Here is a 23,744-nt window from a genome sequence, read left to right as displayed (position 1 = left end):
GAACGCCGCCGAAACCATCTCGGTTCCGGCGGCGCCGCGATCCTGCGGGCCGGTTAGCTGAGAACGCCGGTTAGTTGAGAACGACAGTCACCGCGCGGCGGTTCTGCGCATAGGCGGCCTCGTCGGATCCCATCGCGATCGGACGTTCCTTGCCATAGCTGATCGTCGTCAGCCGCGCCGGGCTGACCCCGCGCGCGACGAGATAGTTCTTCGCCGCGTTGGCGCGGCGATCGCCGAGCGCAAGGTTGTACTCACGGGTGCCGCGCTCGTCGCAATGCCCTTCGATCGTCGCGCGGACATTCGGGAATTTGGTGAGCCAGGCGGCCTGGCTGTCGAGGATGCTGCGCGCCTGCGGATCGATATCGTACATGTCGACATCGAAATTGACCGTGTTCGACGTCACCGAACGGCGGAAATCGGCGTCGGAGCCGGGGACGACCGCGTCGCCATAGGGGTTGGTGGCGGGCGGGGCGACCTGACCTGGCGCGGCGTCGGTCATCGGCGCGGGCGGCAGCGTCTCGGGCCGCTTCTTCGAACAGCCCGCGACCGCGATCAGTGCGGTCGCCGCGAGCAGCGTGGTGGAAAGTTTCATCAGTCTATCTCCCGTAGTGATTTCTCGCCCCCGCGAACATCTATGGCCGCAACGGTCCCCACGCCGGGTCCGATCCGTCGAGCGGGGTCGGAATCTTGCGCTCGACCTGCCCGGTCAGGTCGACCATCCACAGGTCCGCCTTGCCCGATCCGCCTTGGCTCGACCGGAAGAAGATGATGACCCGCCCGTTGGGCGACCAGCTCGGCCCCTCGTCCTGCCAGGCGTTGGTCAACAGCCGCTCGCCGCCGCCCGTGGGGTTCATCACCCCGATCCGGAACGCGCCGCCCAATTTGGTGAACGCGATTAGGTCGCCGCGCGGGCTCCACACCGGGGTGCCGTAGCGGCCACCCCCGAAGCTGATACGCTGCTGGTTCGATCCATCGGCGTTCATGACATAGAGCTGCTGCCCGCCAGACCGGTCGCTTTCGAAGACGATCTTCGATCCGTCGGGCGAATAGCTGCCACCGTCATCGATCCCCGGCGAATTGGTCAGCCGCTGCGGCGTGCCGCCGCTCGCCGCCACTCGATAGACATCGGTATTGCCCCCCGTCGCCATTGAGAACAGGATATACCGGCCATCGGGCGAGAAGCGCGGTGCGAAGGTCAGGTTGACGTTCTGCACCACAAGCCGCTGCCGCCCCGATCCGATGTCGTAGACATAGATCGCGGGACGATCGTTGACGTAGCTCATATAAACGATCGACTGCTGGTTCGGCGCGAACCGCGGCGTCAGCACGATCGACTGGCCGTTGGTCAGGAACCGGTGGTTGGCACCGTCCTGGTCCATGATCGCGAGCCGCTTGATCCGCTTCGCCTTGGGGCCTGTCTCGCTGACATAGACGACGCGGCTGTCGAAATACGGGCCTTCTCCGGTCAGCCGCGTATACACCATGTCGGCGCATTTATGCCCCGCGCGGCGCCAGTCGGACGGCGGCACGACGAAGCCCTGGCGGCTGAGTTCGATCTTCGAGAACACATCGTATAGGTAACAACCGACGGTCAAATTGCCGTCGCCATTGGCACGGATGAACCCCTGGACCAGCGCCTGCGCGCCGGTGCCACCCCAGTAATCGAACGCGGGGGCGGTGACTTCGGGGAAGATCACGCTGCGCAACTGCGCGGGCTGGAGCGGCGAGAACAACCCCGAATTCTTCAGGTCGTTGGTAACGATCTCCGCGAGCTTGCGTCCCAGGTCGTCAGTCGATCCGGCAGGCGTCGAGATGACCGCGTTGGTCGGCATCGCGGGAATCGCGATCGGCATCGGCGCGGACACGCCGCCGGTGACCGACACTTCGAGCGGCGGCGGTGCCTGATCCTGCCCGGCGGCAGCGGCGGGCGCGGGGGTCTGCGGTGCGGCCGCGGTCTGGGCGACCGCTGGTGCCGCGGCGATGAGTGCCAATCCGGCGATCCAAGCAAAACGAGTCATACGCATCCTCTACACTATTTGACGCCGCGGGGCTGCTACCCCGATGGTCGGAGGGTGGATCATCCGACGCGCAGCCCCGTTCACCGCAACTGCCAGTTATAATTGATGTTGTTCCAGCCGCCCGCGGGCGTTGAATAATATTCGGCGGGCAGTTTCAGCGGCGAACAGCCCTTGAATGCGGCGACGCCCAGATCGACCACCCGCTGGCGATAACGATCGTTGTCGCCGTTCACCCCGGTCTGGCGCACCATTCGCGGGGTCGCCGCGAGTGTGCCGTCTTCGTTGAGGCGCAGGTTCAGGACGGTGACGATCTCGTTCGCGCCCGGCCCGGGGTTCACCTGGCGATCGGCGCACGGCTGGATCTGCCGCGCGATCGCCTGCTGGATCGAGGCGAGCGCGCGCGCGTCGATCTTGGCGGCGACCGGCGCGGTCGACTTGCTCGTCGACGGCTTGTCGGTCAGCCCCTCGAGGAAATTGGGACCGAGCCGCGATCCACGTGGTTTCGAGGTCGTTGCCTCGGCTTTGCTCCCGCTTCCCTTGGCTTTGGACGGCGTTGCGGGAGTGGGCTTCGCCGAGGCCGCAGGCTTAGCGGGCGCGGCCTTGGGTGCCGCCTTTTCGGGCGCGGGAGGCGCGGGTTTCGGCTTCGCCCGAACCGGCGCAGGCTTGGGCGCGGGCGCAGGCTTGGTCGTCGGCGCAGGCTTGGCGGGCGCGGGCTTTGCCGCCGGGGTGGGCGGAACCGGCGCGGGCGCGGGCTGCGGCTCGGTCACCGCCCCGGCGGGCGGCGCGGCATCCTCGGGCGCACCTTGATCGGGCGCGACCGACTGCGCGGGCGGGGTGACCGCCTGTGGTGCGGTCGCCTCCAGCCCGACATCCTTGACCAGGCTCACCTCGATCGGGTGCTGCTGGAGTTTTTCGGGGTTCGGCGTCGACAGCAATCCGACCGACAGCAGCCCGAAGAGCACGATATGCCCGACGACCGCGATCCCCAGACCGACTTTCTCCGCCCGATCCACTGCTGTTACCCGTTCGTTTCGAGCGCAGTCGAGAAACCGGGGGCGCTCACTTCGGCGTACCCTCGACCGTCACCAGCGCGACGCGGTTGAGCCCGGCGCGGTTGAGTTCGCCCATCACCGCCATGACCCGCCCGTAATCGAGCTGGCGGTCGGCACGCAGGAACACCTGCGGCGGCGTCCCCCCGGCCTGGATCGCGGTGATCCGTTCGAGCCGCTGCGGCAGATCGGTCTCGGCGACCTCCTCGTTCTCGAGGAACAGCCGACCCTGATCGTCGATCGACAACTGAACCGGCTTTTGGTCCTGGTCGAGCGGCTTGGCGAGACTGTCGGGCAGATTCACCGGCACGCCCGCGGTCAGCAAGGGCGCGGTGACCATGAAGATGATCAGCAGCACCAGCATGACATCGACCAGCGGCGTCACGTTGATATCCGCCATCGGCGCTTTCCGCCCGCGCCCGCGCTGCGAAGGAAGGTTCATCGCCATCGCGTCAGCGACCGCCATCCAGTTGGCGCGACAGCGTGGTGTGGAATCCGTCGGCGAAGCGATTGAGCGCCGCTTCGATCCGGTTCACGCCGTGGCTGAAGCGATTGTACGCGATCACCGCGGGGATCGCCGCGAACAAGCCGATCGCGGTCGCGAACAGCGCCTCCGCGATTCCCGGAGCGACCACAGCCAATGACGAATTCTGCGCGCTCGCGATTCCCGTGAACGCACGCATGATTCCCCACACTGTCCCGAACAGCCCGACGAACGGCGCGACCGATCCGACCGTCGCGAGGATGTTCAGCCGATCGGACAGCGTATCGATCTCCTCGGCGGAGGCCGCGGCCATCGTCGTCGCGAGCCGTTCGCGGGTGCCGCCCTTGTCGATCGATCCGCCCGCGGTCGACCGCCGCCATTCCTTCACCCCGGCGATGAACACCCGCGCCGACGGCAGCGTATTCTCGCTTTCGGCCTTGTAGAAGACGTCGATATCGTCGGCTTTCCAGAATTCGCGTTCGAACCGCGCCATCCCCCGGCGGGTTTTGCCGAGCCGCAGCCAAAAGGCGACGATCAGCGCCCACGTCCAGATGCTGGCGATCAACAGCCCCGCCATCACGATCTTCACGACCCAATCGGCCTGGATGAAAAGCGCCACCGGCGACATCGTCGCCGCGTCCATGTTGAAGACCGGATTCATGCGTTTCCCTCTGTCGGGTTTGCGGCGATCAGCCGTTGATAGATGGCGAGCCAGGCGCGTGGCTGACGAACCGGTCGCCCCGATGGCGCGACTAGCGCCGCGGTCACGTCCGCATCGGTCAACTCAACCGTGCCGCGCCTGACTGTTTGATGAATGACGACGCTGGCCGGGCTCGCCCGTGTCACCGTGCTGACGACCAGCAACGCATCGTCGAGCCTGGCGGGCGCGCGATAGCGAATCGCCAGATCGACGATCGCATACGCGCCATCCCCCGCCTCGTGGGCCGCGCGCTGGTCGATCCCCGCAATCCGCAGCATGTCGGACCGCGCGCGTTCCATGTAGCGCAGATAATTGGGGTGATAGACCACCCCCGACAGGTCGGTATCCTCGAAATAGACGCGCACCGGAAACCGGTGCTCCGCGCCGTCGAACCGCCCTGCGGCGGGTTGGTCGATCCCGGGTTGCGCCATGCCCGCGGCTGTTAACCCAACCGGAGTCACGAAGAAACCCGCTTGACGATGTAACCCAAGGGTGACATGTAACCTGTGAGTTACATCGGGGAGATCATCATGACCATCGTCGACATCGCCGAGCGCAAGAGCATCGTGCGCGCGATCTTTTTCTTGGCGCTCGCCGCGGCCTTGGTGCTGCTATTGATGGTGACGTTTGCAGGCGGGGTCGATTTTCTCAACGGCCTGTGGGCGGGCCTCATGATCGGCGCGAGCTTGAACCTGTTGCCGTTCGCACGCTGGGTGAAAGCAAGGAATCCGGTCGCGCTTTTGCTCGACGACGAATCCACCCGTGAGCATCGCCACATCGCGACCACCAGGGGCTTCTGGGCGGCGGTCGTCGCCACGCTCGCGATGACGATCGTGTCGCTTTACGTTCCGGCATTGACCGCTTACGACGCGGTTCGCGTTATCGGCACCGCCGGGATGGCGGCGGCACTGATCGCGTTCGCGGCGCTGGAGCTGCGGGCCAGCCGATGAACGAATCGCTGATCAACAGCTTGAAGGACGAACGCGAGCGGCTCGGGCTGACCCAGGCCGCGCTCGCCGAAATGATCGGGGTCAGCCGAAAGACGATCAACACCGTCGAAAACGGCGTCTTCGTCCCCTCGACGATCCTCGCGCTCAAGCTCGCCGCGGCGCTCGATCGCCCCGTCGAGACGCTGTTCCGCCTCGCGGATCAGTGAGTGACGGTGGTATCCTGGAAGACGCTGGGGTCAAGCTCCAGCCGCGGTGGTCTGGCGGTCGCCGCGGGTCCTGGCGCGGTCGTCGCCGCCAACGCGTAGATCGGTCGCGACCGACTTTCGCGCCACGCATCATAAGCCGCGTAGAAATCGGTGAACGGCCGTTCGAGCACTGCCAACCGGATCGCCGCAAAACCGCTCAACCCGGCATCGTCGACCAGCGCGGCGTCGGCAAGCGTCGCCGCCGCGGCATCGCAGAATGCGTCGCGCGCTGGCGATTGGGAAAAGAAATTATACAGCCGCGTCATCCCGTTGTCGTAGGTCGCGCGCCAGTCCTTCGTGCCCGTCGCCTTGAATTCGGCGGCGTAATGCGTCTCGGCGGCCGCCAGCGGTGCCTTCTCGCGCGTGAGCATCGAATTGTATCCGGCGACGATGCGGTCGCCCTCCTCGCCCCGACACGCGAGCGCCGCAACGTTGAGCGCGACGCGGAAATGCCAGATCGTGGCATCGGGGGTCAGATCGCGGTTCGGGGTGGCATAGCGCCCGTCGGGCAGCCGCGCGGGGATCGCCATCCCGACATACGCTCCCTTGGGCATCGCCACGACGACGGGTGCCGTAGCCGGCGGCGGCGGTGCTTCGGCGATTACCGCTGGCTTTGTCGCACATCCCGCCAGCGTAACCAGCACGACGGCCGACATCGCGAAGGCGGGAACCAGCGGATACTTCATGACGACCATTCCTCACTGCCCCCCGGCGTGAGAAACTATGCGCGCAAAAAGGTTAATCGATCGTAAGGTTACCCCGATCGAGGGAGGATCGACGACATGCGGATGGCGACGTGGAGTTTCGCACTGGCCGGGGTTTACGGCCTCGCCGCGACGTTATCGCTCTACTTCCGCGCTCCGCTCACGATCGAGACGCAGTGGCTCTACGCCTTTGCGGGCGCGGCGGCGGTGACCCAGCTTGCCTATCTGCTGATCGCCACCGATCCGGTGCGCTATCGGCTGGTGATCCCGATCGGGATCGCGTCGAAACTCAGCTTCGCGGTGCCGATGACGATTCTCTACGCGCATGGTGCGATCACGATGGGAAGTTTCGCCTTCGCGCAGATCGACTATGCGCTGGCGGCGCTGTTCGCGGTCAATTTCGTGCGGCTGCCGAACCGATAGGTCAGGCCGCGCGCTGTTCCAACGCGCCCGCCGCCTCCGCCATCAGCGTCGCGATAATGTCGGCGAGCGGTTCTTCCTTGGTAACCATGCCAACCGACTGGCCCGCCATGACGCTGCCATGTTCGACATCGCCGTCGATCACCGCGCGGCGCAATGCGCCCGCCCAATAATGTTCGATCTGAAGCTGCGCTTCGAGCATCTCGACCTTGCCGCCGTCGAGCAGCGCGGCGACCTCGCGCTGCTTGGCGCCGAACGATTCGCCCGCCGCGTTCTTGAGCGCGCGGACCGGGATCACCGGGAGCCGCGGGTCAAGCTGGACGCTCGCCACCGCATCGCGCGCGCTGGCGCGGATGAACGCCTTCTTGAAATTGGCATGCGCAATCGATTCGGTTGCGCACACGAACCGCGTGCCGAGCTGGACCCCCGCCGCGCCCATGTCGAGATACCCCGCGATCGCCTCGCCGCGACCGATCCCGCCCGCGACGAAGACCGGCACTTCGTTGGCGATCGTCGGTAGCATTTCCTGCGCGAGCACGCTGGTGGAGACCGGGCCGATGTGCCCGCCCGCCTCCATTCCCTCGATCACCAGCGCGTCGACCCCCGATCGGATCAGTTTTTTCGCCATCGCCAGCGTCGGCGCGAAGCAGATGACCTTCGCCCCCATCTGCTTGATCGCCTCAAGACTACCCTTCGGTGGAAGCCCGCCCGCCAGCACGACATGGCCAACCGCGTGCTTCGCGCACACCTCGATTAGCGCGAATAGATCGGGGTGCATCGTGATCAGGTTTACCCCGAACGGCTTGGCGGTAAGCGTCTTGGTGCCCGCGATCTCGGCATCGAGCAGGTCGGTAGTCATCGCGCCGCACGCGATCACCCCGAACCCGCCCGCGTTCGACATCGCGGCGACGAGATTGCGCTCGCTGACCCACGACATCGCACCCGCCATGATTGCGTAGTCGCTGCCCAGAAATGCGGCGCCCCGCGCCATCCGGCGGTGGAGACGCGCCGCGCCGATCGAAGATGTATCGTTCATGATGGCGGCCTTAGGTCATTTTTCGCACGATGCGAATTGTACGACGCCTACGCCGCCGCATCCTCGGCATCGAGGCCGTAGGCGGTGTGGAGCACCCGCACCGCAAGCTCGGTGTAATCCTCCTCGATCAGCACGCTGACCTTGATCTCGCTGGTCGTGATGACCTGGATATTGATGCCGCGTTCGCCCAGCGTCGCGAACATCGTCGCCGCGACGCCTGCGTGGCTGCGCATGCCGACGCCCACGACCGATATCTTGGCGACGCGAGTATCGTGATCGATCGCCGTGAACCCGATTGTCGCCTGGTTGAGGCCAAGCACCTCAAGGCTGCGCGGCAAGTCGGCGGCTGGCACCGTGAAGGTCACGTCGGTCGATTGCGCCGCATGCGCGACGTTCTGGACGATCATGTCGACGTTGATCCCCGCGTCCGCGAGCGGGGTAAAGATCGCCGCAACCGAACCGGGGCGATCGGGCACGCTGGCGAGCGTAATCTTCGCCTCGTTCTTGTCGTGCGCGATTCCGGTGATGAGTTGGCGTTCCATGTCGTCAATTTCCTCTTCGCCCACGATCAGCGTGCCGCGCTGGGGCTCGTCGCCGTCCTCAAACGACGACAACACGCGCACCCGAACCTTTTCCTTCATCGCCAGCCCGACCGATCGGGTCTGGAGCACCTTTGCCCCGACGCTCGCGAGTTCGAGCATTTCCTCATACGTCACCTTCGACAATTTGCGCGCGCGCGGCACGATCCGGGGATCGGTGGTGTAGACGCCATCGACGTCGGTATAGATGTCGCAGCGATCGGCCTTCATCGCCGCCGCCATCGCGACCGCCGAGGTATCCGACCCGCCGCGCCCCAGCGTAGTCACGCGCTCGCCGGACGCGACCCCCTGGAATCCGGGGATCACCGCGACCTCGCCCGCCGCCAGGCTCGCGTTCAGCGCGGTCGTGTCGATCTCCCCGATCCGCGCCGAGGCATGGCCGTCCGACGTGCGAATCGGCAATTGCCAGCCGAGCCAGCTGCGCGCCTTCACGCCCGCAGCCTGCAACGCGATCGCGAGCAACCCGCTGGTGATCTGTTCCCCGCTCGATACCACCACATCATATTCGCGGGGATCGTAGAGCGACGATGCCTCTCGGCAGAAATTCACCAACCGATCGGTCTCGCCCGCCATCGCCGAGACGACGACCGCGACCTCGTTGTCCGCATCGACCTCGCGCTTCACCCGCGCGGCGACGTGGCGGATCCGTTCGATCCCCGCCATCGACGTGCCGCCGAACTTCATCACGATGCGTGCCATGCCGGTAGATGCAAATCCCGTTGGGTGGAGGCGGCGGTCCTGATAGGAAGGCGTCATGACGGTGGCAAGCGACAGCGTAACGATCGGCACAACGATCGATCCGGCGGAGGCCGCGCATTTCGGTGCGATGGCGAAGCAATGGTGGGATCCCCGCGGCTCCTCGGCGATGCTCCACAAGCTCAATCCGCCCCGGCTGCGCTACATCCGCGAACAGATCGACGCTCAGTGGGGCGGTGATGCCCCAAGCTTCACCCCGCTGGCGGGCAAAACCGCACTCGATGTCGGCTGCGGCGCGGGCCTGCTCTGCGAACCGCTCGCGCGGCTGGGCGCGACGGTCACCGGGATCGACGCGGCGGCGGAGAATGTCGCGGTCGCCGCGCTCCACGCCGCCGCGAGTGGGCTCACGATCGACTATCGCACCGGCAGCGTCGACGCGATCGCCGACCGCTATGACCTTGTGACCTGCCTCGAAGTGATCGAACACGTTACCGATCCTGCCGCCTTCGTCCGCGGCCTGGCAGCGGCGGTAGCAGAGGCCGGACTGATGATCCTGTCGACCCCGAACCGCACCCCGCTGTCGCGGCTCGCGATGATCACGATCGCGGAGGGCACCGGGCGCATCCCGCGCGGCACGCATGACTGGTCGAAGTTCCTGACCCCCGATGAACTGACCGAGCTGCTGGCCGCAGCCGGCCTGAGGGTGATCGACCGCCGCGGACTGAGCTTTTCGCCTGCCACGGGCTTCACCCTGAGCGACAACACCGCGCTCGATTACTTCCTGACCGCGGTACGCGCCTAATCACGCCATCACGTTGCGCCCGCGCGCCACGCTCGCGGTGTGGGCGATGGTTGCGCGCGTCGTTTTCACCTTGACGGTATCGACCATCACCCAATCGTTGCTGACCCGATCTGGCGTGATCGTCATCGCCATATAGCCGCGCTTCGACGTGTCGCACCATTTGAGCTCGGGGTTCGCCGTAACCAGTTCGCGCGCCACCGTGGCGGGCTGGAGCGAGAAGCCGCTTTCGATCCCGTTCGAGGTGACGCTCGACCCGGCGAATTCAACCCCCGCCGCGCTGCCGCGCTGCGCAAGGTCGTATGCCCAGGCATTGTGGCTGTCGCCCGAGATCACGACCAGGTTCGCGCCGCTCGCCTGCGCGCCCGACAGGAAGCGAGCGCGCGCCGCGGGATAACCGCCCCAGCTATCGAAATTATACGGCAGCCCCACCTTCGCCGCCGCGATGCCATGTTCGATATAGCCGCGCGCGCGATCGCTCGAGCTCTGGTTGAGCCAGGTCGTCGCCTCTGGCGGCAGCCCGGTGTCACCCACGATCGTCCCGAACCCGACCACCTGCCAGCGCTGTCCCGTCTTCACCGAGGCACGGATCGCGTGGTCGAGCCACACTTCCTGCTGGCTGCCCATCATCGTAGCGCCGGGATCCTGCCACGCCCCGTCGTGGAACGCTTTCAGCGCCGTTGCGGGGTCGGCAAATTTAAACAGCGCCGCCACATCGGGTTGCTCGGTTCGCGCAAGCACGCGGGTTTCGGTGCGGAACAGCGTCGCGAGGCGACCAACGTCATACGCCTTCCACGGCTCGTCGCTGACCGGCATCCATTCGCGATACGCCTGGATCGCGGCGGCCCTGCGCAAGTTCCACGCACCTTCGGTCTTGGGATCGTGGTTTTCCGCGCCGCCTTCCCAGCTGTCGTTGGCGCTTTCATGGTCGTCCCACTGGACGATCATCGGCAGCAGCAGGTGGAGCTTTTGGAGATCGGCATCGCTGCGATAGCTCGCATAGCGCAAGCGATAGTCGGCAAGCTGGAGCAGTTCGTTGGCGGGCAGCGGGTTGCGCCCGGCGACCGCATCCTTGGCCACCGGATAATTGCCAGTGGCGTATTCGTAGAAATAATCGCCGAGGTGGATCGCACAGTCGATGTCGTCGCGCGCCGCGGCGTGCGCATAAGCGTTGAACCAGCCGAACCCCATGTTCGAGCACGAAAAGATCGCCGCGCGCCACTGCCTGCCGCTCTCGTCGGGCAGCGTCTTGGTCCTGCCAACCGGCGAGAACGAGCCATCGGGCGCGACAAAGCGATAATGATAGACTTGCCCGGGCGCGAGGCCATCGACCGTGATCTTGGTCGTATGATCGCGCCATGGGCCGGTGATCGCGGTGCCGCCTGCAACCACCTTGGCGAAATCGGGAGTGGCGGCAACCTCGACCGTCAGCTCGACCGCGCCGCCGCCGGCGGGGACGTAGCGGGTCCACAACAGCATCGAATCGCTCGCGGGCTCGCCGCTCGCCACCGCATGGGTAAAACCACGCGCCAAATCTTGAGCGAGCGCGAAGCCGGGAATGGCGAACGCGCCCAGCCCCAGCGTGGCGGTGGCGATGAGTGAACGACGGTCGATAGTGATGGTCATGGAAGCCCTCCTGTCCACCCGTCCCTGCGCCGGGCCGGTGATGTTTTCGTGACACCGGGGACGGCGCTTTTTAAGGAGCGTCGTCATGGCGGGATCGCGGCGGATGATGACGGGCGCGGCGGCGTTGTCACTGATATTCTTGGCGCTCGCGCTGCTGCGTCCGATCGATCACGACGAAAGCCAGTATGTTGCCGCTGCGGTGCTGACCGCGCACGGGCTGCTGCAGTATCGCGACTATGCGTATCTCCAGACCCCGCTGCAGCCGTTGCTGCTCGCACCGGTCGCGGCGCTGGCGGGTAGTTTGGCCTGGCCCGCGCTGCGCATCGTCAATGCGCTATTCGGTGTCGTCGCGGTGATCGCGGTGGCAGGAGCAGCGCGCACCGCAGGCGCATCGCGGTGGTTGGCGGTCGTGGCCGCGGGACTGTTCGCGACCACCGACATCCTGCTCTTCAGCATCGGCACCGCGCGCAACGATGCGCTCCCCGCTGCGTGCCTCGCCGTCGCGCTGTGGCTCGCCCTCCGTCCCGCACGAACGCGCGCAGTAGCGGCGGCGATCGGGGGACTCCTCGCCGCCGCCACTGCCGCCAAACTATCCTATGCGTTCCCCGCGCTCGCCTATGGTGGCTATGCGCTGGTCGACGCCCACCGCCAACGTCCCGGTTGGGTGCTCGCTGGGGTCGCGCCACTCGCGCTGTTCGTGGCGTGGACCCTATGGCTCGCGCCGCAGGGATTTGCGTTCGGGGTCTTCGTTTTCCCCCAGGCCGCACCCGACCAATATTATCGCGCGGCGGGGCGGGCGTGGAAGCTCACCGCGAGCGCGAAAATCATCGATTTCGTCAAATTCCTCGCGCTCGGCCCCGCGCTGCTGTCGCTGATCGTCGTCGGGATCGCGCGCGGCACTCGCCGCCCGGTGCTGCCGCTGGTTCTCATCATCGCGGGATTGTTCGCGGCACTGCTCCCGACCCCGACCTGGCGGCAATATCTGTTACCACTGCTCCCACCGCTCTTCGTCGCGCTGGCGTTGGTCTGGACTCGACAGCCGCCGGCACGATGGCTGCGGGTCGCGATGGCGGTCTTCGTCGGCGCGGGCCTCGCCCCGTCGCTGATCGCGATCGCGTCCGGGGGCGGCATGGTTACCGCGATCCGGGACGGTACCGCGATCCGTACCGCGATGGATCGAGCGGGCGCGACCGGCGCGGTCGCTACGCTCTCCCCCGCATTCGTCCCCGCGACCGCGCGCGCGATCGATCCGCGGTTCGCGACGGGGCCGTTCTATTTTCGCAGCCGCGGGTTGTTATCACCCGCCGACGAGCGTGCGCTGACATTGGTATCGCGCGACCGGGCCGCCGCCGCGCCGCTGCCGCCGACGGTGCTGACCGGGGGCGAGGGTCCGTGGACCAGCGGCGATGCCGCGCTCGATCAGCTACTGGCGGACCGCGCGCGCGGAGCAGGCTATCGCAAGGTCGCGGTGCCGGGTGACCGGTTCACGCTGTGGATCGAACCCTGAGCCAGACCACGCAGGTTACGTCGGCCTACGCCGTCCGCGCCGTCGCCGTCGCGATCACCGCATCATAGTGCGCGATCAGCCGCCGCGCATGTTCCTCGTCGCTGAGCACACCGTCTGCCGCCGCCGCCGCCGCGGCGCGGATCGGCGCCTGGTCGCGCGCGAAGAAGCGCCCGATCGCTTCGGCGCAAGACACCGCGTCGCGCGCGCGATACGTCTCGGTGTAGAGTGGGTCGGCAAGCGCCGCCATCCCGCCCGCGTCGGGCAGGATCAACGGCGCACCGCTCGCGAGCGCCTCGTATCCGACGAGCCCGAACGGCTCGGCGTCCGACGCATGGATATACGCATCGACGCTCGCCATGATCGCGGCGAGGCGCGCGCGGTCATAGGTGGGGCGGAACAACCGGATGTGCGGGCTTTCCCCGATCCGCCGCTCGAGCGCCTTGGTCGCCATCCCCCGCCCCAGCAGGATCAGCCCCACCGGCAGCTTCGCCCCGGCGCGCCCGACCGCGTCGATCACCACCGGCCAGCGTTTTTCGGGATGGTGCCGCCCGATCCCGAGCAGCAGATGCCCGCCGGGCGGCAATTTGCACTCGTCGAGCAACGCCGCGCGCAACTCTTCGTCGCGAAATGCAGGCGAGAAATGTCGGCGCTCGATCCCCAGCGTCATCGTCGCATCGACCCGCACGCCGCGCGCGCGCAGTCGCGCGGTCATCGCCGGACCGTTGGTGACAACCGTGTCATGCCGATCGAGGAACCGCCCCTGATAACGATCGTACCACGCGAAGGCGCGCTCGATCGCCTGTGGCGACGCGACCCCGCCGAACCAGCGTTTGGGATAGGCCTCGACATTGTCGTTATGCACGAAGAACGACCGGATCGCGCGCTTGTTGCCCGTACCCGGCCAATCGGTCACGATCCACGCGGGGCGCCAGGGCGAACAATTCTCGACCACATCGGGGTCGTATCGGTCGAGCAGTTCGTGGATCGGCGCCGCGTCCCAGAGCAACCCGTAATTGCTGTCGAACGGCATCCCGGGCGATTTGACGTAAACGATCCGGCCGCCCGCGCGCTCCTCGACCCGATCCTCGCGGCCCGGCGCGATCACGATCAATTCATGGCCCATCTCGCCCAGGATGGTCATCTTGCGGTCGACGTACGTCCGAACCCCGCCGCCGGTCGGCGAATAGAATTCGTTGACGTCGACGATCCGCATCAGCCGTCCTTGGTCGGCCCGAAGCCCGATAGCACGCCGCGCAGATACTGCATCCGGATGGTCGTGGTGGTGACGCCGCTGCCGACGTCGATTACCGCTTCGGCCAGCTTGGGGCGCGACATGCCGAGCTTCTTGTTGCTCGGAAAGCCCGCGCCGTCGGAGAAGAAATTGAACTTGTTCTTGCCATCGCGGTCATGCGTCGCGAGCAGCGCGTAGCGGCCCGGATGGGGGACGCGGATGCACACCGACACGCTGCCCGACGCCGGCGTGCCGGCCCGGACCCGGCGGAAGACTTTGCCCTGCGCGACCAACTCGTAGTCATCCTTCAGAAAATCGTCCTCGGCCGCGGGGTACAGCTCGAGCTTGAGCGAGCCCTTGCGGTCCTTCAGCCCGGTCAGATTGGCCAGGATCGCGGGGCCGCCGCCCGGCGCGCACGCCGCGGCGTCGGTGCCGATGATCTGGGCGGTAGCAGGTGCGGCGGCAATTCCGGTGGCGGCGACCAGCACGACGGTGAGGATGACAGACTTCATTTTACGCTCCTGATCGCTAGCCGATAAAGGCCGAACGCGACGATGAGGATGACATGAACGAGCAGCGCCGCCGCGGCGGTGAACGCGATCAGGCCGGACAAGACCCCTTCCTGCCCGATGAACAGGATCGCAAAATTGGCGAAAAGCAGGTCCTTGTTGGGCAATAACGGCAGTCGTGAGAACAGCAGGCGTCCCGCGGACAAAAACAGCCATAGCCCGACTGACACTGCGGGCAGCGCGAAATGCCACGCCAACGCCAGAAAGAGCGAAGTCAGTACCGAGCGCACGATGTGCGCGCCGAACACCCACCACAGCTGGCCGCGATCGAGCGAGAACACACGTTTCGAAAAAATCAGGAACGGGATCGACGTGCCGAACACGATCGCGAGCGACCCATAGACATAGCGCATCATCTCGGGCGGGATCAGGTGGCGCCCGACCGGCAGCGCGACCGCGATCATCGCCAGCGTGATCGCATTACCCGCGATCGCGGACAGGATGGATACATCCTTTACCGCGCCGAAAGGTGCCGCCACGAACCGCGCCTTCGCGCGCGCCCAGGCATAGAAATACGCCTCGCCCGAATAGCCGACGACGACGTCGTTCGCGATCCGCTTCTTGATCAGCGCGACCAACCCCGACAGCGGAATCCCCCACAGTTTGCGAAAGATCAGATAGTCGAACACCGGCAGCGTGAAATACACCCCCGCGAACGCAACGTAGAACAACGGATCGCGCGGCACTGTTCGCGTCAGCCCCGCGAGCCCCGATCCGAATAACTCCCGCCCCAGTCCGACCAGCATCGCGACCGTCACCAGCGCGCCGATGATCGTCGGCCAGCGGCTCTTGATCGTCGTCACCGGCTCCAGCCCGACGACGGCCGAGGGCGCGGCGACGAGCGGGGACAACAGGGTGGCGAGCGGCGGTTCGATGGTCGGGGTGATGGGCACCGGGGCTCCGATGGCGTTGAGGCGCAGCGCTGTAGCCGCAAGGCGCGGCGCTTGCACCTGTATAGGAATGTGCCACAGCCGATACCAGATGGCGGCCGATCATATCCTTACCTTCGCGCGGACTCTTGACGGCGGCGGGGTCGAGCGCGCGCAGTTGCGGCTGGCGCGCGCGTGGATTGAGGCGGGGCGGCGGGTAACCTTGTTGATCGGCGATCGCAGCGGCCCGCTCGCCACTGAATTGCCGCCGGGCCTCGATCTCGTCGACCTCGGCACGCCCTCCTTTTGCGCGCTCGCGACCGCGCTGCCCCGCCTCATCCGCGATCGGCGCCCCGACCTGCTGTTCTGCGCGGGCAGTTACTACACCAGCGCCGCGGCATGGGCGCGGCTGGTGCTGGGACTCGCGAGCCCGCCGATCGTCGCCAAAATGTCCAATGCCCCCGATCGCGGCGACCACGGGATCCTCCTCGATATCGCGCATCGGCGCTGGCTCACGCTCCACGGCCGTTTCCTCGATGCGCTCGTCGCGATGACCCCTGCCACTGCCGCTACCGCCGCGCGGTTGCTGCGGATGGATGGCCGGGTCAGCGTCATCCCCAATCCGCCCCCGCCCCCCGTGCCCGGCGCAGTGCCGGTCGCGCTGCCGGGCACGCGAGTCATTCTGGGGGTCGGCCGACTGGTGCCGCAGAAACGCTGGGATCGACTGATCGACGTCATTCCGCTGCTCCCCGCCGATGTGACGGTGGTGATCCTCGGCGAAGGCCCGCTCCGCGCCGATCTGGCCGCGAAGGCGGCGGCCGGCGCCGATCGCGTTCACCTACCGGGGCATGTCGCCAACCCGGTTGCGATGATGGAGGTGGCGCGCGTCATCGCGCTGACCAGCGATTACGAGGGTGTGCCGGGGGTGCTGCGGGAGGCGCTGTCGGTCGGCACGCCGGTGGTCTCGACCGATTCGAGCGAGGCGATCGCCGAGATCGTCATCGACGCCTCGCTCGGCACGATCGTCCCCCGCGACGATCCGCAGGCGCTGGCGCGCGCGTTGACCCATTGGCTCGATGCGCCCCGCCCACCGCCGGTTCCGCTGCCGGGGCTCGATTCGGGCGCGCGCTACCTGGCGCTATTCGACAGCTTGGTCTGACGCGGCGTCCTCGCGGTCGGCGCTGCGTTCGAGCGCGGTCTTTATCATCGCGGTCATCGGGTCGGCGAGCGCCAGCCCCAGGATACCGAACAGCGCGCTCGCGAGAATCTGCATACCCAGCGTCAACGCGGGCGGCAGGTCGACCGTCCGCTTCGCCACCATCGGCACGACGACATAACCATCGAAGGTCTGGACGATCAGATAGGTGCCGATCGCCCACAACCCGGTGTGGACCCCGGCGCTGAACCCCACCGCGACCATCATCGCCCCGGTGATGATCGCGCCGATATTGGGGATGAATGCGAGAATTCCGGCGATGATTCCGAGTAGCAGCGCCATCGGCACGCCCCCGATCGCCAGCGCGATCCACGTGAAAACGCCCTCGAACGCCATCCCGACTAGCCGCCCCGCGAGCAGCCGCCTGAGCGTCCGCCCCATCGCCTCGATCGTCTCCGCGAACTCGGCGCGTGAATCGCGCGGGATCATCCATTGCAGCCCGCGGTCATAGGCGCGCGGGTCCATCGCCAGGAACAGCCCCAACACCAGGATCATCGCCATGCTGGTGAGCGCGCCGACCGCAGTCCCGAGCCACGACGTCAGCCGCCCGACCGATCCCAGGGCTTGGCGGACGAATCCGTTGACGTCCGATGCACCCGGCATCATCCCCTGCGCGGTAAGGAAATTGCCGAAGCGACTCGCCTGAATCTCAAGGGTCGCGCGAAGCTGGCTCGCCTGCTGCGCCACCTGCACCCCGGTCAGATAGAAGGTCGTGAGCAGGCACAGCACGACCGCGACGACCACGATCAGCAGCCGCCACCCGCGCGGAATCGGCAGCACCCGGCCAAGCAGCCGCACGCCACCGTCGAGCAACGCCGCGAAGACGATTCCGGCAAAGATGATCAACAGCGGCTGGACCAGGATCACCGCCAGCGCGATCGCGCTCGCCATCCCCAGCCACACCCCCGCGCGCTTCAGTTCCTGGCGAACGATCGGATCGCGCAACTCGTTGGGGCTGGGCGCCTGGACGAGATGCGGGGGCAGATCCACGTCAGCGCGCCTTCGCACCCTGCACGGGATGGAGCGATGTCCCCGCGCGCGCCGGGCGGAGCGATCCCCACCAGGTCAACGGGTTGAGCGAAGCATCGCCATCGAGGCTGAAGGTGATGAATTCGGCACGCCCGCCGAGGTTCTCGTACGGCACCGCACCCCCCAGCCCCTGTTCGTACAGCGGGAAGCGGCTGTCGGCCGACCGATCGCGGTTGTCGCCCATCAGGAACACGTGGTTGGCGGGGATCGCGATCGGCCCGTAATTGTCACCCGGCGACCAGCCCAGCTCGACGGTGTCGTAACGGCGGCCATTGGGCAGCGTTTCGGTCACGATCGGCAGGTGGCAGACCATTCCGCCTTGCGACCCGCGCACCCGCGCGCCGGGATAGTCGGCATCGCTGCATGGGCTGTTGCTGTCGACCGGGATATTGACGAAATGCAGCGGCCCGCGCGGGATTGCGCGCCCGTTGAGGATCACGTTGCCGCCGCGCACCTCGATCGTATCGCCGGGCAGGCCGATCACCCGCTTGATATAATCATTCTGCGTCCCCGGCGGGGTGATGATCACGACATCGCCGCGGGTTGGCAGGCTGCCGAGCAGCCGTCCGTGGATAAACGGCAAACCGACGCTCCAGCTATCCTCCTGCCGGTGGAGGACCAGGCTGTCGAAGATCGCGACCGGGTTGGGGATCGTCGGCGACACGAACGACCAGCCATAAGCGAACTTGCTGACCACCAGCCGGTCGCCGATCCGGAGGCCCGGCAACATCGATTCGCTCGGGATATAGAAGGGCTTGGCGACGAAGCTGTGAAAGCCGAGCACGATCAGGATCAGCCAAAAGATGCCCTTGGTCTCGGTCCACCAGTCGGTCCGTTTCTTGACCGTGATAGCATGCGCAGGGGCGGGCTCGGCGCCGTCCTGACGCTCTGGCGCTGCGTTGCCGTCCACCACCGCTTCCTTCATTCGTCGTCACTCGCCTTTGGGTTGGCTATCGCCTCGATGATCACGAAGGCCTGCGCCCAGGGATGATCGTCGGTCATGGTCAGATGTACGCGGGCGCCGTGGCCTTCGGGTATCAACGCGTCAACCCTGGCCTTGGCCCCGCCGGTCAGGCTGAGCGTCGGCGCGCCGCTGCCCGCGTTGACGACGCCGATGTCCTTCATGAACACCCCCGCCCGAAATCCGGTCCCGACCGCCTTCGCGAACGCTTCCTTGGCGGCAAAGCGTTTGGCCAGCGTTCCCGCCTTGGTAAACGGCCGCCGCGCCGCCTTGGCGCGCTCGACCTCGGTGAACACGCGGTTTTCGAACCGCTCGCCGAACCGCTCGAGCGACGCCGCAATCCGCTCGATCTTGCACAGGTCTGATCCTAGCCCGACGATCACATCGTTACTGTTTCTTGAAGAAGATTGGTTCGCGCAGAGGCGCGGAGACGCGGAGAAGAATAGGAGGAGAAGAACGAAATGCGCTGCGCGCGGCTTTCTCCTCGCGCCGCAGGCACCCGCAATCCACCCGCGCCTGACGGATTGCGCCTCATCCCCCAGACCCGAACGCCAGTCACTCCGCGTCTCTGCGTCTCCGCGCGAACCAATCCCTTCTGCCGACCATCACCCACGCGCCGCATCCATCGCCGCACGCATCCGCCGCACCGCTTCGTCGAGCCCCAGAAAAATCGCCTCGCCGATCAGGAAATGCCCGATGTTCAGCTCGCGCACCTGGGGGATCGCCGCGATCGGCCCGACATTGTCATAGGTCAGGCCATGCCCGGCATGGACCTCGATCCCGTTCTTCACCGCCAGCGCCGCGGCGTCCGCGATCCGCCCCAGCTCCTGCGCGCGCGCGTACCCCTCCAGCATGCAATAGCGCCCGGTATGGAGTTCGACGACCGGCGCGCCCAGCCGGATCGCGGCGTCGATCTGGCGCGGATCGGGCTCGATGAACAGCGACACGCGGATGTTCGCGCCGCTGAGTTCCGACACGAGATGCTGGAGGTGGTTATGCTGCCCCGCCGCGTCGAGCCCGCCCTCGGTCGTCCGCTCTTCGCGCTTTTCAGGGACGATGCACGCCGCATGAGGCCGGTGACGCAGTGCGATGCCAAGCATCTCGTCGGTCGCCGCCATCTCCAGGTTGAGCGGCACCGTCAGTTCGGCCGACAGCCGCGCGATGTCGTCGTCGGTGATGTGGCGCCGATCCTCGCGCAGGTGCGCGGTGATCCCGTCCGCCCCCGCCGCCGCCGCGATGAGCGCAGCGCGCACCGGATCGGGATAACCCTCGCCGCGCGCGTTGCGGACAGTAGCGACATGGTCGATGTTGACGCCCAGGCGCAGCGGCGCGGTCACGTCGCGCGACTGCCGGGCTTGATCGCGGGGATCGCCACCAGCTCTGGCGGCAGCGCATCGGGCGCATAGGTCGGCACGTCGAGCCGCAGCAACGGATAGAATGGCACGCCTAGTTCCGCGCCGCCGCCCGATCGATCGACCAGCGCCGCCGCCGCGATCGCTTCGCCGCCCGCGCGCGCGATCGCGGCGATCGCTTCCTTCGACGACAGGCCGGTGGTGACGACATCCTCCATCATCAGCACCTGCTGCCCCGGTGCGAGCCGGAACCCGCGGCGCAGTTCGAACACGCCGTCGGGGCGTTCGAGGAACATCGCCTCGACCCCCAGCGCGCGCGCCATTTCGTGCCCCGCGATCACCCCGCCCATCGCGGGCGAGACCACCGCGGATATCTTCGCCTTCAGCTCGCCCGGCAGCCGCTCGACCAGCGCCAGCGCGAGCCGCGCGCCCCGCGCCGGGTCCATCAGCACCCGCGCACACTGCAGGTAACGCGGGCTGCGCAGCCCCGATGACAGGATGAAATGCCCCTCGAGCAGCGCATCTGCGGCGCGGAATTCGGCGAGGATGTCGTCGTCGGTCATGGCGTGCCCGGATCGTGATCGCGAAGCGCGGCTAATAGGGGGTCGCTGCGCCAAGGCCAAGCAGCGTCGCCAGATTCCTTGCCGTCCGCGCTTGAGGCTCGCGTCACCCGCGCGTATAGGCGCATCGCAACAACGGCGCAGGGTAGCGCACGTCCGTCGTGGCGCGCGCCGCGCCGGGTGGTTCGAACTGGGGTGAATTGACGCATGCGCATCGGCTTTAAGGGTAGCGGATTGAAGGGAGTGGTGGCCGCCGCCGCTCTCGCATTGACCGGTTTCGCGCCGGGCGTCGGGGCGCAGGCCGCGCAGCCTGCGCCGCAAGCCGCCGCCGCGCCTGCGGACGTTTCGAACCTCGCGCCGACCAGTGCCGCCGCGCCAGTGACCGCCGCGCCCGCCAGCCCGGAACTGGCGATGGACGGGGCGCCCCCGATGACGGTGAAGCCAATGGTCGGCCAGCCGACCGACGGCCTGTACGGCCTCCAACCTCAGGTGACTAAGAACGGTCGTCGTGCGCATCATTTCCATGACGTTATCCTGGTTCCCGTGATCGTCGCGATTTCGCTGCTGGTCCTCTTTCTCCTGATGTGGGTCGTCTTCCGCTATCGCGAAGGCAGCAACCCGGTGCCGAGCAAGACCAGCCACAACACCACGATCGAGGTGCTGTGGACGCTGATCCCCGTCGTGATCCTGGCGCTTATCGCGATTCCGTCGATCGGGCTGCTCGCCGCGCAGTACAAGCCGGCGCCTGCCGGAGCGATCACACTAAAGGCGATCGGCAACCAATGGTATTGGTCGTATCAATATCCTGACAATGGCGGGTTCGAGATCACCGCCAATATGCTGAAGGAAAAGGATCAGGTCAGCGCGGGCGAACGCTATCGCACTGCCGCCGACGGCCCGCGGCTGCTTGCGGTCGACAACCGTATTGTCCTGCCGGTCGGCGTGCCGATCCGGCTGATCACGACGTCGACCGACGTGATCCACAGCTGGGCGATGCCCGCGTTCTGGATCAAGCTAGACGCAGTGCCTGGACGCCTCAACGAAACCAGCTTCACGATCGAAAAGCCCGGCCTGTATTTCGGCCAGTGTTCCGAACTGTGCGGCGCGCGCCACGGCTTCATGCCGATCGCGGTCGAAGCGGTACCGCCCGCGCAATTCGCGGCGTGGGTCAAGGCCAAGGGGGGCACGATGCCGACCCCGGGTCAGCCCTCGAACAAGGTGATACCGCAGCCGGGCGCCGATTTGGGTGATGCCACCTCGGTGACGCCGCCGGGCATCGTCCCAACCAGCAACGGCGCGCTCGAGAACACGACCGCCACCCCTCCCGAAGTCACCCAGGGCGCGACCGCTACCGCACCCGTCGGCAACGTTGGACGCTAAGATGACCGATACCGCTCTTCCCCCCTCGGCCTTCGTCGCGCATGACGACCACGCGCATGCCGATGCGGACCACAAGCCCAGCTTCTTCGCGCGTTGGTTCATGTCGACCAACCACAAGGATATCGGCACGCTGTACCTGATCTTCGCGATCGTCGCGGGGATCATCGGTGGATCGATTTCGGGACTGATGCGCGCCGAACTGGCGCATCCCGGCATTCAGTATCTCCAGGGTTGGGCCGCGCACCTTCATGGCGGCTCGGCGAGCCTCGATGAATCGCTCCACCTCTGGAACGTCCTCATCACCGCACACGGCCTGATCATGGTGTTCTTCATGGTGATGCCCGCGATGATCGGGGGCTTCGGCAACTGGTTCGTCCCGATCATGATCGGCGCGCCCGACATGGCGTTCCCGCGGATGAACAACATCAGCTTCTGGCTGCTCGTTCCCGCCTTTTCGCTGCTGCTGGCCTCGCCCTTCTTTGGCGGCGCGGGCAACGGGTGGACGCTCTACGCGCCGCTCTCGACCTATGGCGAGCCGGGGCCGTCGACCGATATGGCGATCCTGTCGCTTCATCTGGCGGGCGCGTCGTCGATCCTCGGCGCGATCAACTTCATCACCACCATCTTCAACATGCGCGCGCCGGGCATGACGCTCCACAAGATGCCGCTTTTCGTGTGGTCGGTGCTCGTCACCGCGTTCCTGCTGCTGCTCGCGCTCCCCGTCCTGGCGGCGGCGATTACGATGCTGCTGACCGACCGTAATTTCGGGACGACCTTCTTCGATCCCGCGGGTGGTGGCGATCCGATTCTCTACCAGCATCTCTTCTGGTTCTTCGGTCACCCGGAGGTCTACATCATGATCCTGCCGGGCTTCGGCATCGTCAGCCAGATCATCTCGACCTTCTCGAAAAAGCCCGTCTTCGGCTATCTCGGCATGGCCTATGCCATGGTTGCGATCGGCGTCGTCGGCTTCGTCGTGTGGGCGCACCACATGTTCGTGACCGGACTCAGCGTGAACGTGAAGATGTACTTCACCGCCGCGACGATGGTGATCGCGGTGCCGACCGGCATCAAGATCTTCAGCTGGATCGCGACGATGTGGGGCGGATCGCTGTCGTTCAAGACCCCGATGGTCTGGGCGATGGGTTTCATCTTCATGTTCACGGTCGGCGGCGTCACCGGCGTGGTGCTTGCCAACGGCGGGATCGACGATTACATGCAGGACACTTATTACGTGGTCGCGCATTTCCACTATGTGCTCAGCCTCGGCGCGGTGTTCAGCCTGTTCGCAGGGTTCTATTACTGGTTCCCGAAGATGTCGGGCCGGATGTACAATGAATTCCTCGGCCAGGCGCATTTCTGGATTTTCTTCGTCGGCGTGAACGTGATGTTCTTCCCGATGCACTTTCTGGGTCTTCAGGGCATGCCGCGGCGCATTCCCGATTACACCGAGCAATATGCTTACTGGAACGGGATCGCGACCCATGGCTACGAGATCATGGCGTTCTCGATGCTGATCTTCTTCGGCAATCTGATCTGGAGCCTGATCGCGGGCAAGAAGGTCGGCGACAACCCGTGGGGCGAAGGCGCGACGACGCTGGAATGGACGCTGTCCTCCCCGCCGCCGTACCACCAGTTCGAAACGCTGCCAAAAATCGACTAGCCCCGGCGACCGACGCACTCACGGCAACCAGCAACGCCCCGGGGGAAACCCCGGGGCGTTTCGCGTCACGGGGTCGGCTTG

The 23,744-nt window shown here is 66.4% G+C and carries 26 protein-coding genes; 8 read left to right on the top strand and 18 right to left on the bottom strand.

The features are described 5' to 3' along the window. Positions 1–70: 70 nt before the first annotated feature. From pal to EAH84_RS01420, 6 genes are all read right to left on the bottom strand, one after another. The gene (pal, locus tag EAH84_RS01445) at positions 71–595 is read right to left on the bottom strand and encodes a peptidoglycan-associated lipoprotein Pal (RefSeq protein WP_140866583.1); all 525 of its coding nucleotides are present in this window, start codon (positions 593–595) and stop codon (positions 71–73) included. A 37-nt stretch (positions 596–632) separates the two neighbouring features. Further along, positions 633–2,018, bottom strand: a complete 1,386-nt coding sequence (gene tolB / locus EAH84_RS01440; RefSeq protein ID WP_425326431.1) for a Tol-Pal system beta propeller repeat protein TolB — start codon at positions 2,016–2,018, stop codon at positions 633–635. Positions 2,019–2,098: 80 nt separating this feature from the next. Then, positions 2,099–3,031 carry a cell envelope biogenesis protein TolA gene (locus tag EAH84_RS16035; protein ID WP_140866577.1) on the bottom strand — a complete coding sequence of 311 codons (933 nt, stop codon included), beginning with the start codon at positions 3,029–3,031 and terminating at the stop codon, positions 2,099–2,101. Positions 3,032–3,077: 46 nt separating this feature from the next. Next, on the bottom strand, positions 3,078–3,515 hold the full coding sequence (gene tolR, locus EAH84_RS01430; protein WP_140867283.1) for a protein TolR: 438 nt from the start codon (positions 3,513–3,515) through the stop codon (positions 3,078–3,080). 4 nt (positions 3,516–3,519) lie between these two features. After that, entirely contained in the window at positions 3,520–4,212 is a 693-nt protein-coding gene (gene tolQ / locus EAH84_RS01425) for a protein TolQ (RefSeq protein WP_140866575.1), read from the bottom strand. Beyond that, a complete protein-coding gene (locus tag EAH84_RS01420; protein WP_140866570.1) occupies positions 4,209–4,682 on the bottom strand; it encodes a YbgC/FadM family acyl-CoA thioesterase in 474 nt (157 codons plus the stop codon). The genes tolQ and EAH84_RS01420 overlap by 4 nt, the downstream gene beginning before the upstream one ends. A 99-nt stretch (positions 4,683–4,781) precedes the next feature. Here EAH84_RS01420 and EAH84_RS01415 point away from each other — a divergent pair, with 99 nt between their 5' ends. Both EAH84_RS01415 and EAH84_RS01410 read left to right on the top strand, forming a co-directional pair. Next, complete coding sequence (locus EAH84_RS01415; RefSeq protein ID WP_140866565.1) at positions 4,782–5,201, top strand: hypothetical protein; 420 nt, start codon at positions 4,782–4,784, stop codon at positions 5,199–5,201. After that, a complete protein-coding gene (locus EAH84_RS01410; protein ID WP_140866559.1) occupies positions 5,198–5,407 on the top strand; it encodes a helix-turn-helix transcriptional regulator in 210 nt (69 codons plus the stop codon). Before EAH84_RS01415 ends, EAH84_RS01410 begins: the two co-directional genes overlap by 4 nt. Here EAH84_RS01410 and EAH84_RS01405 read toward each other — a convergent pair. Then, the gene (locus EAH84_RS01405; RefSeq protein ID WP_140866556.1) at positions 5,401–6,132 is read right to left on the bottom strand and encodes a hypothetical protein; all 732 of its coding nucleotides are present in this window, start codon (positions 6,130–6,132) and stop codon (positions 5,401–5,403) included. The two genes, EAH84_RS01410 and EAH84_RS01405, sit on opposite strands and share 7 nt — an antisense overlap. Positions 6,133–6,228: 96 nt before the next feature. Here EAH84_RS01405 and EAH84_RS01400 point away from each other — a divergent pair, with 96 nt between their 5' ends. Next, positions 6,229–6,573 carry a hypothetical protein gene (locus tag EAH84_RS01400; protein ID WP_140866553.1) on the top strand — a complete coding sequence of 115 codons (345 nt, stop codon included), beginning with the start codon at positions 6,229–6,231 and terminating at the stop codon, positions 6,571–6,573. Between the two features lies 1 nt (position 6,574). Here EAH84_RS01400 and EAH84_RS01395 read toward each other — a convergent pair whose 3' ends face one another. Continuing rightward, positions 6,575–7,606, bottom strand: a complete 1,032-nt coding sequence (locus EAH84_RS01395; RefSeq protein WP_194150341.1) for an NAD(P)H-dependent flavin oxidoreductase — start codon at positions 7,604–7,606, stop codon at positions 6,575–6,577. Between the two features lie 47 nt (positions 7,607–7,653). Then, complete coding sequence (locus EAH84_RS01390) at positions 7,654–8,904, bottom strand: aspartate kinase (protein WP_140866550.1); 1,251 nt, start codon at positions 8,902–8,904, stop codon at positions 7,654–7,656. Positions 8,905–8,959: 55 nt separating this feature from the next. Here EAH84_RS01390 and ubiG point away from each other — a divergent pair, with 55 nt between their 5' ends. Beyond that, positions 8,960–9,703: a bifunctional 2-polyprenyl-6-hydroxyphenol methylase/3-demethylubiquinol 3-O-methyltransferase UbiG gene (gene ubiG, locus EAH84_RS01385; RefSeq protein ID WP_140866547.1), complete on the top strand. Its 744-nt coding sequence runs from the start codon at positions 8,960–8,962 to the stop codon at positions 9,701–9,703. Here the strand turns inward: ubiG and EAH84_RS01380 are convergent, their stop codons facing one another. After that, positions 9,704–11,326 carry an alkaline phosphatase D family protein gene (locus EAH84_RS01380; protein WP_140866544.1) on the bottom strand — a complete coding sequence of 541 codons (1,623 nt, stop codon included), beginning with the start codon at positions 11,324–11,326 and terminating at the stop codon, positions 9,704–9,706. It abuts the gene before it with no gap. Positions 11,327–11,411: 85 nt separating this feature from the next. Between EAH84_RS01380 and EAH84_RS01375 the strand changes: the two genes are divergently transcribed. Next, positions 11,412–12,833 carry a DUF2029 domain-containing protein gene (locus EAH84_RS01375; protein ID WP_241656396.1) on the top strand — a complete coding sequence of 474 codons (1,422 nt, stop codon included), beginning with the start codon at positions 11,412–11,414 and terminating at the stop codon, positions 12,831–12,833. Positions 12,834–12,858: 25 nt separating this feature from the next. Here the strand turns inward: EAH84_RS01375 and EAH84_RS01370 are convergent, their stop codons facing one another. From EAH84_RS01370 to EAH84_RS01360, 3 genes are read right to left on the bottom strand one after another with little or no spacing between them, the layout of a single operon-like run. Continuing rightward, positions 12,859–14,046 (bottom strand): glycosyltransferase, encoded by a 1,188-nt coding sequence (locus tag EAH84_RS01370; RefSeq protein WP_140866541.1) that lies wholly within the window; start codon positions 14,044–14,046, stop codon positions 12,859–12,861. Continuing rightward, on the bottom strand, positions 14,046–14,576 hold the full coding sequence (locus EAH84_RS01365) for a DUF2141 domain-containing protein (protein WP_140866538.1): 531 nt from the start codon (positions 14,574–14,576) through the stop codon (positions 14,046–14,048). The genes EAH84_RS01370 and EAH84_RS01365 overlap by 1 nt, the downstream gene beginning before the upstream one ends. Beyond that, complete coding sequence (locus EAH84_RS01360; RefSeq protein WP_241656395.1) at positions 14,573–15,526, bottom strand: hypothetical protein; 954 nt, start codon at positions 15,524–15,526, stop codon at positions 14,573–14,575. The genes EAH84_RS01365 and EAH84_RS01360 overlap by 4 nt, the downstream gene beginning before the upstream one ends. Positions 15,527–15,614: 88 nt before the next feature. Here EAH84_RS01360 and EAH84_RS01355 point away from each other — a divergent pair, with 88 nt between their 5' ends. Continuing rightward, positions 15,615–16,661 carry a glycosyltransferase gene (locus EAH84_RS01355; RefSeq protein ID WP_140866535.1) on the top strand — a complete coding sequence of 349 codons (1,047 nt, stop codon included), beginning with the start codon at positions 15,615–15,617 and terminating at the stop codon, positions 16,659–16,661. On the opposite strand, the gene EAH84_RS01350 is transcribed toward EAH84_RS01355, so the two are convergent. From EAH84_RS01350 to pyrE, 5 genes are all read right to left on the bottom strand, one after another. Further along, a complete protein-coding gene (locus tag EAH84_RS01350) occupies positions 16,641–17,708 on the bottom strand; it encodes an AI-2E family transporter (RefSeq protein WP_241656394.1) in 1,068 nt (355 codons plus the stop codon). The two genes, EAH84_RS01355 and EAH84_RS01350, sit on opposite strands and share 21 nt — an antisense overlap. A 1-nt stretch (position 17,709) precedes the next feature. After that, on the bottom strand, positions 17,710–18,672 hold the full coding sequence (gene lepB, locus EAH84_RS01345; protein ID WP_140866532.1) for a signal peptidase I: 963 nt from the start codon (positions 18,670–18,672) through the stop codon (positions 17,710–17,712). Then, complete coding sequence (gene acpS, locus EAH84_RS01340) at positions 18,669–19,091, bottom strand: holo-ACP synthase (RefSeq protein WP_140866529.1); 423 nt, start codon at positions 19,089–19,091, stop codon at positions 18,669–18,671. The genes lepB and acpS overlap by 4 nt, the downstream gene beginning before the upstream one ends. A 222-nt stretch (positions 19,092–19,313) precedes the next feature. After that, positions 19,314–20,045 carry a pyridoxine 5'-phosphate synthase gene (locus EAH84_RS01335; RefSeq protein WP_140866527.1) on the bottom strand — a complete coding sequence of 244 codons (732 nt, stop codon included), beginning with the start codon at positions 20,043–20,045 and terminating at the stop codon, positions 19,314–19,316. Next, a complete protein-coding gene (gene pyrE / locus EAH84_RS01330) occupies positions 20,042–20,623 on the bottom strand; it encodes an orotate phosphoribosyltransferase (protein ID WP_140866524.1) in 582 nt (193 codons plus the stop codon). The genes EAH84_RS01335 and pyrE overlap by 4 nt, the downstream gene beginning before the upstream one ends. A 204-nt stretch (positions 20,624–20,827) precedes the next feature. On the opposite strand from pyrE, the gene coxB reads away from it, so the two are divergent. Further along, the gene (gene coxB, locus EAH84_RS01325; RefSeq protein ID WP_140866521.1) at positions 20,828–22,000 is read left to right on the top strand and encodes a cytochrome c oxidase subunit II; all 1,173 of its coding nucleotides are present in this window, start codon (positions 20,828–20,830) and stop codon (positions 21,998–22,000) included. A gap of 1 nt (position 22,001) precedes the next feature. Then, positions 22,002–23,663, top strand: a complete 1,662-nt coding sequence (ctaD, locus tag EAH84_RS01320) for a cytochrome c oxidase subunit I (protein ID WP_140866518.1) — start codon at positions 22,002–22,004, stop codon at positions 23,661–23,663. Positions 23,664–23,744: the final 81 nt, after the last annotated feature.

Source organism: Sphingomonas oligophenolica, assembly GCF_006438955.1.
GTDB lineage: Bacteria > Pseudomonadota > Alphaproteobacteria > Sphingomonadales > Sphingomonadaceae > Sphingomonas > Sphingomonas oligophenolica_A.
This window is presented reverse-complemented; position numbering and strand designations above follow the sequence as displayed.

Bases quoted from the DNA above. Each gene is read 5' to 3' on its own strand.
- tolB (WP_425326431.1), bottom strand. From the start codon at position 2,018: ATGACTCGTTTTGCTTGGATCGCCGGATTGGCACTCATCGCCGCGGCA.
- tolR (WP_140867283.1), bottom strand. From the start codon at position 3,515: ATGGCGATGAACCTTCCTTCGCAGCGCGGGCGCGGGCGGAAAGCGCCG.
- tolQ (WP_140866575.1), bottom strand. From the start codon at position 4,212: ATGAATCCGGTCTTCAACATGGACGCGGCGACGATGTCGCCGGTGGCG.
- EAH84_RS01420 (WP_140866570.1), bottom strand. From the start codon at position 4,682: ATGGCGCAACCCGGGATCGACCAACCCGCCGCAGGGCGGTTCGACGGC.
- EAH84_RS01415 (WP_140866565.1), top strand. From the start codon at position 4,782: ATGACCATCGTCGACATCGCCGAGCGCAAGAGCATCGTGCGCGCGATC.
- EAH84_RS01410 (WP_140866559.1), top strand. From the start codon at position 5,198: ATGAACGAATCGCTGATCAACAGCTTGAAGGACGAACGCGAGCGGCTC.
- EAH84_RS01405 (WP_140866556.1), bottom strand. From the start codon at position 6,132: ATGAAGTATCCGCTGGTTCCCGCCTTCGCGATGTCGGCCGTCGTGCTG.
- EAH84_RS01400 (WP_140866553.1), top strand. From the start codon at position 6,229: ATGCGGATGGCGACGTGGAGTTTCGCACTGGCCGGGGTTTACGGCCTC.
- EAH84_RS01395 (WP_194150341.1), bottom strand. From the start codon at position 7,606: ATGAACGATACATCTTCGATCGGCGCGGCGCGTCTCCACCGCCGGATG.
- EAH84_RS01390 (WP_140866550.1), bottom strand. From the start codon at position 8,904: ATGGCACGCATCGTGATGAAGTTCGGCGGCACGTCGATGGCGGGGATC.
- ubiG (WP_140866547.1), top strand. From the start codon at position 8,960: ATGACGGTGGCAAGCGACAGCGTAACGATCGGCACAACGATCGATCCG.
- EAH84_RS01380 (WP_140866544.1), bottom strand. From the start codon at position 11,326: ATGACCATCACTATCGACCGTCGTTCACTCATCGCCACCGCCACGCTG.
- EAH84_RS01375 (WP_241656396.1), top strand. From the start codon at position 11,412: ATGGCGGGATCGCGGCGGATGATGACGGGCGCGGCGGCGTTGTCACTG.
- EAH84_RS01370 (WP_140866541.1), bottom strand. From the start codon at position 14,046: ATGCGGATCGTCGACGTCAACGAATTCTATTCGCCGACCGGCGGCGGG.
- EAH84_RS01365 (WP_140866538.1), bottom strand. From the start codon at position 14,576: ATGAAGTCTGTCATCCTCACCGTCGTGCTGGTCGCCGCCACCGGAATT.
- EAH84_RS01355 (WP_140866535.1), top strand. From the start codon at position 15,615: ATGGCGGCCGATCATATCCTTACCTTCGCGCGGACTCTTGACGGCGGC.
- lepB (WP_140866532.1), bottom strand. From the start codon at position 18,672: ATGAAGGAAGCGGTGGTGGACGGCAACGCAGCGCCAGAGCGTCAGGAC.
- pyrE (WP_140866524.1), bottom strand. From the start codon at position 20,623: ATGACCGACGACGACATCCTCGCCGAATTCCGCGCCGCAGATGCGCTG.
- coxB (WP_140866521.1), top strand. From the start codon at position 20,828: ATGCGCATCGGCTTTAAGGGTAGCGGATTGAAGGGAGTGGTGGCCGCC.
- ctaD (WP_140866518.1), top strand. From the start codon at position 22,002: ATGACCGATACCGCTCTTCCCCCCTCGGCCTTCGTCGCGCATGACGAC.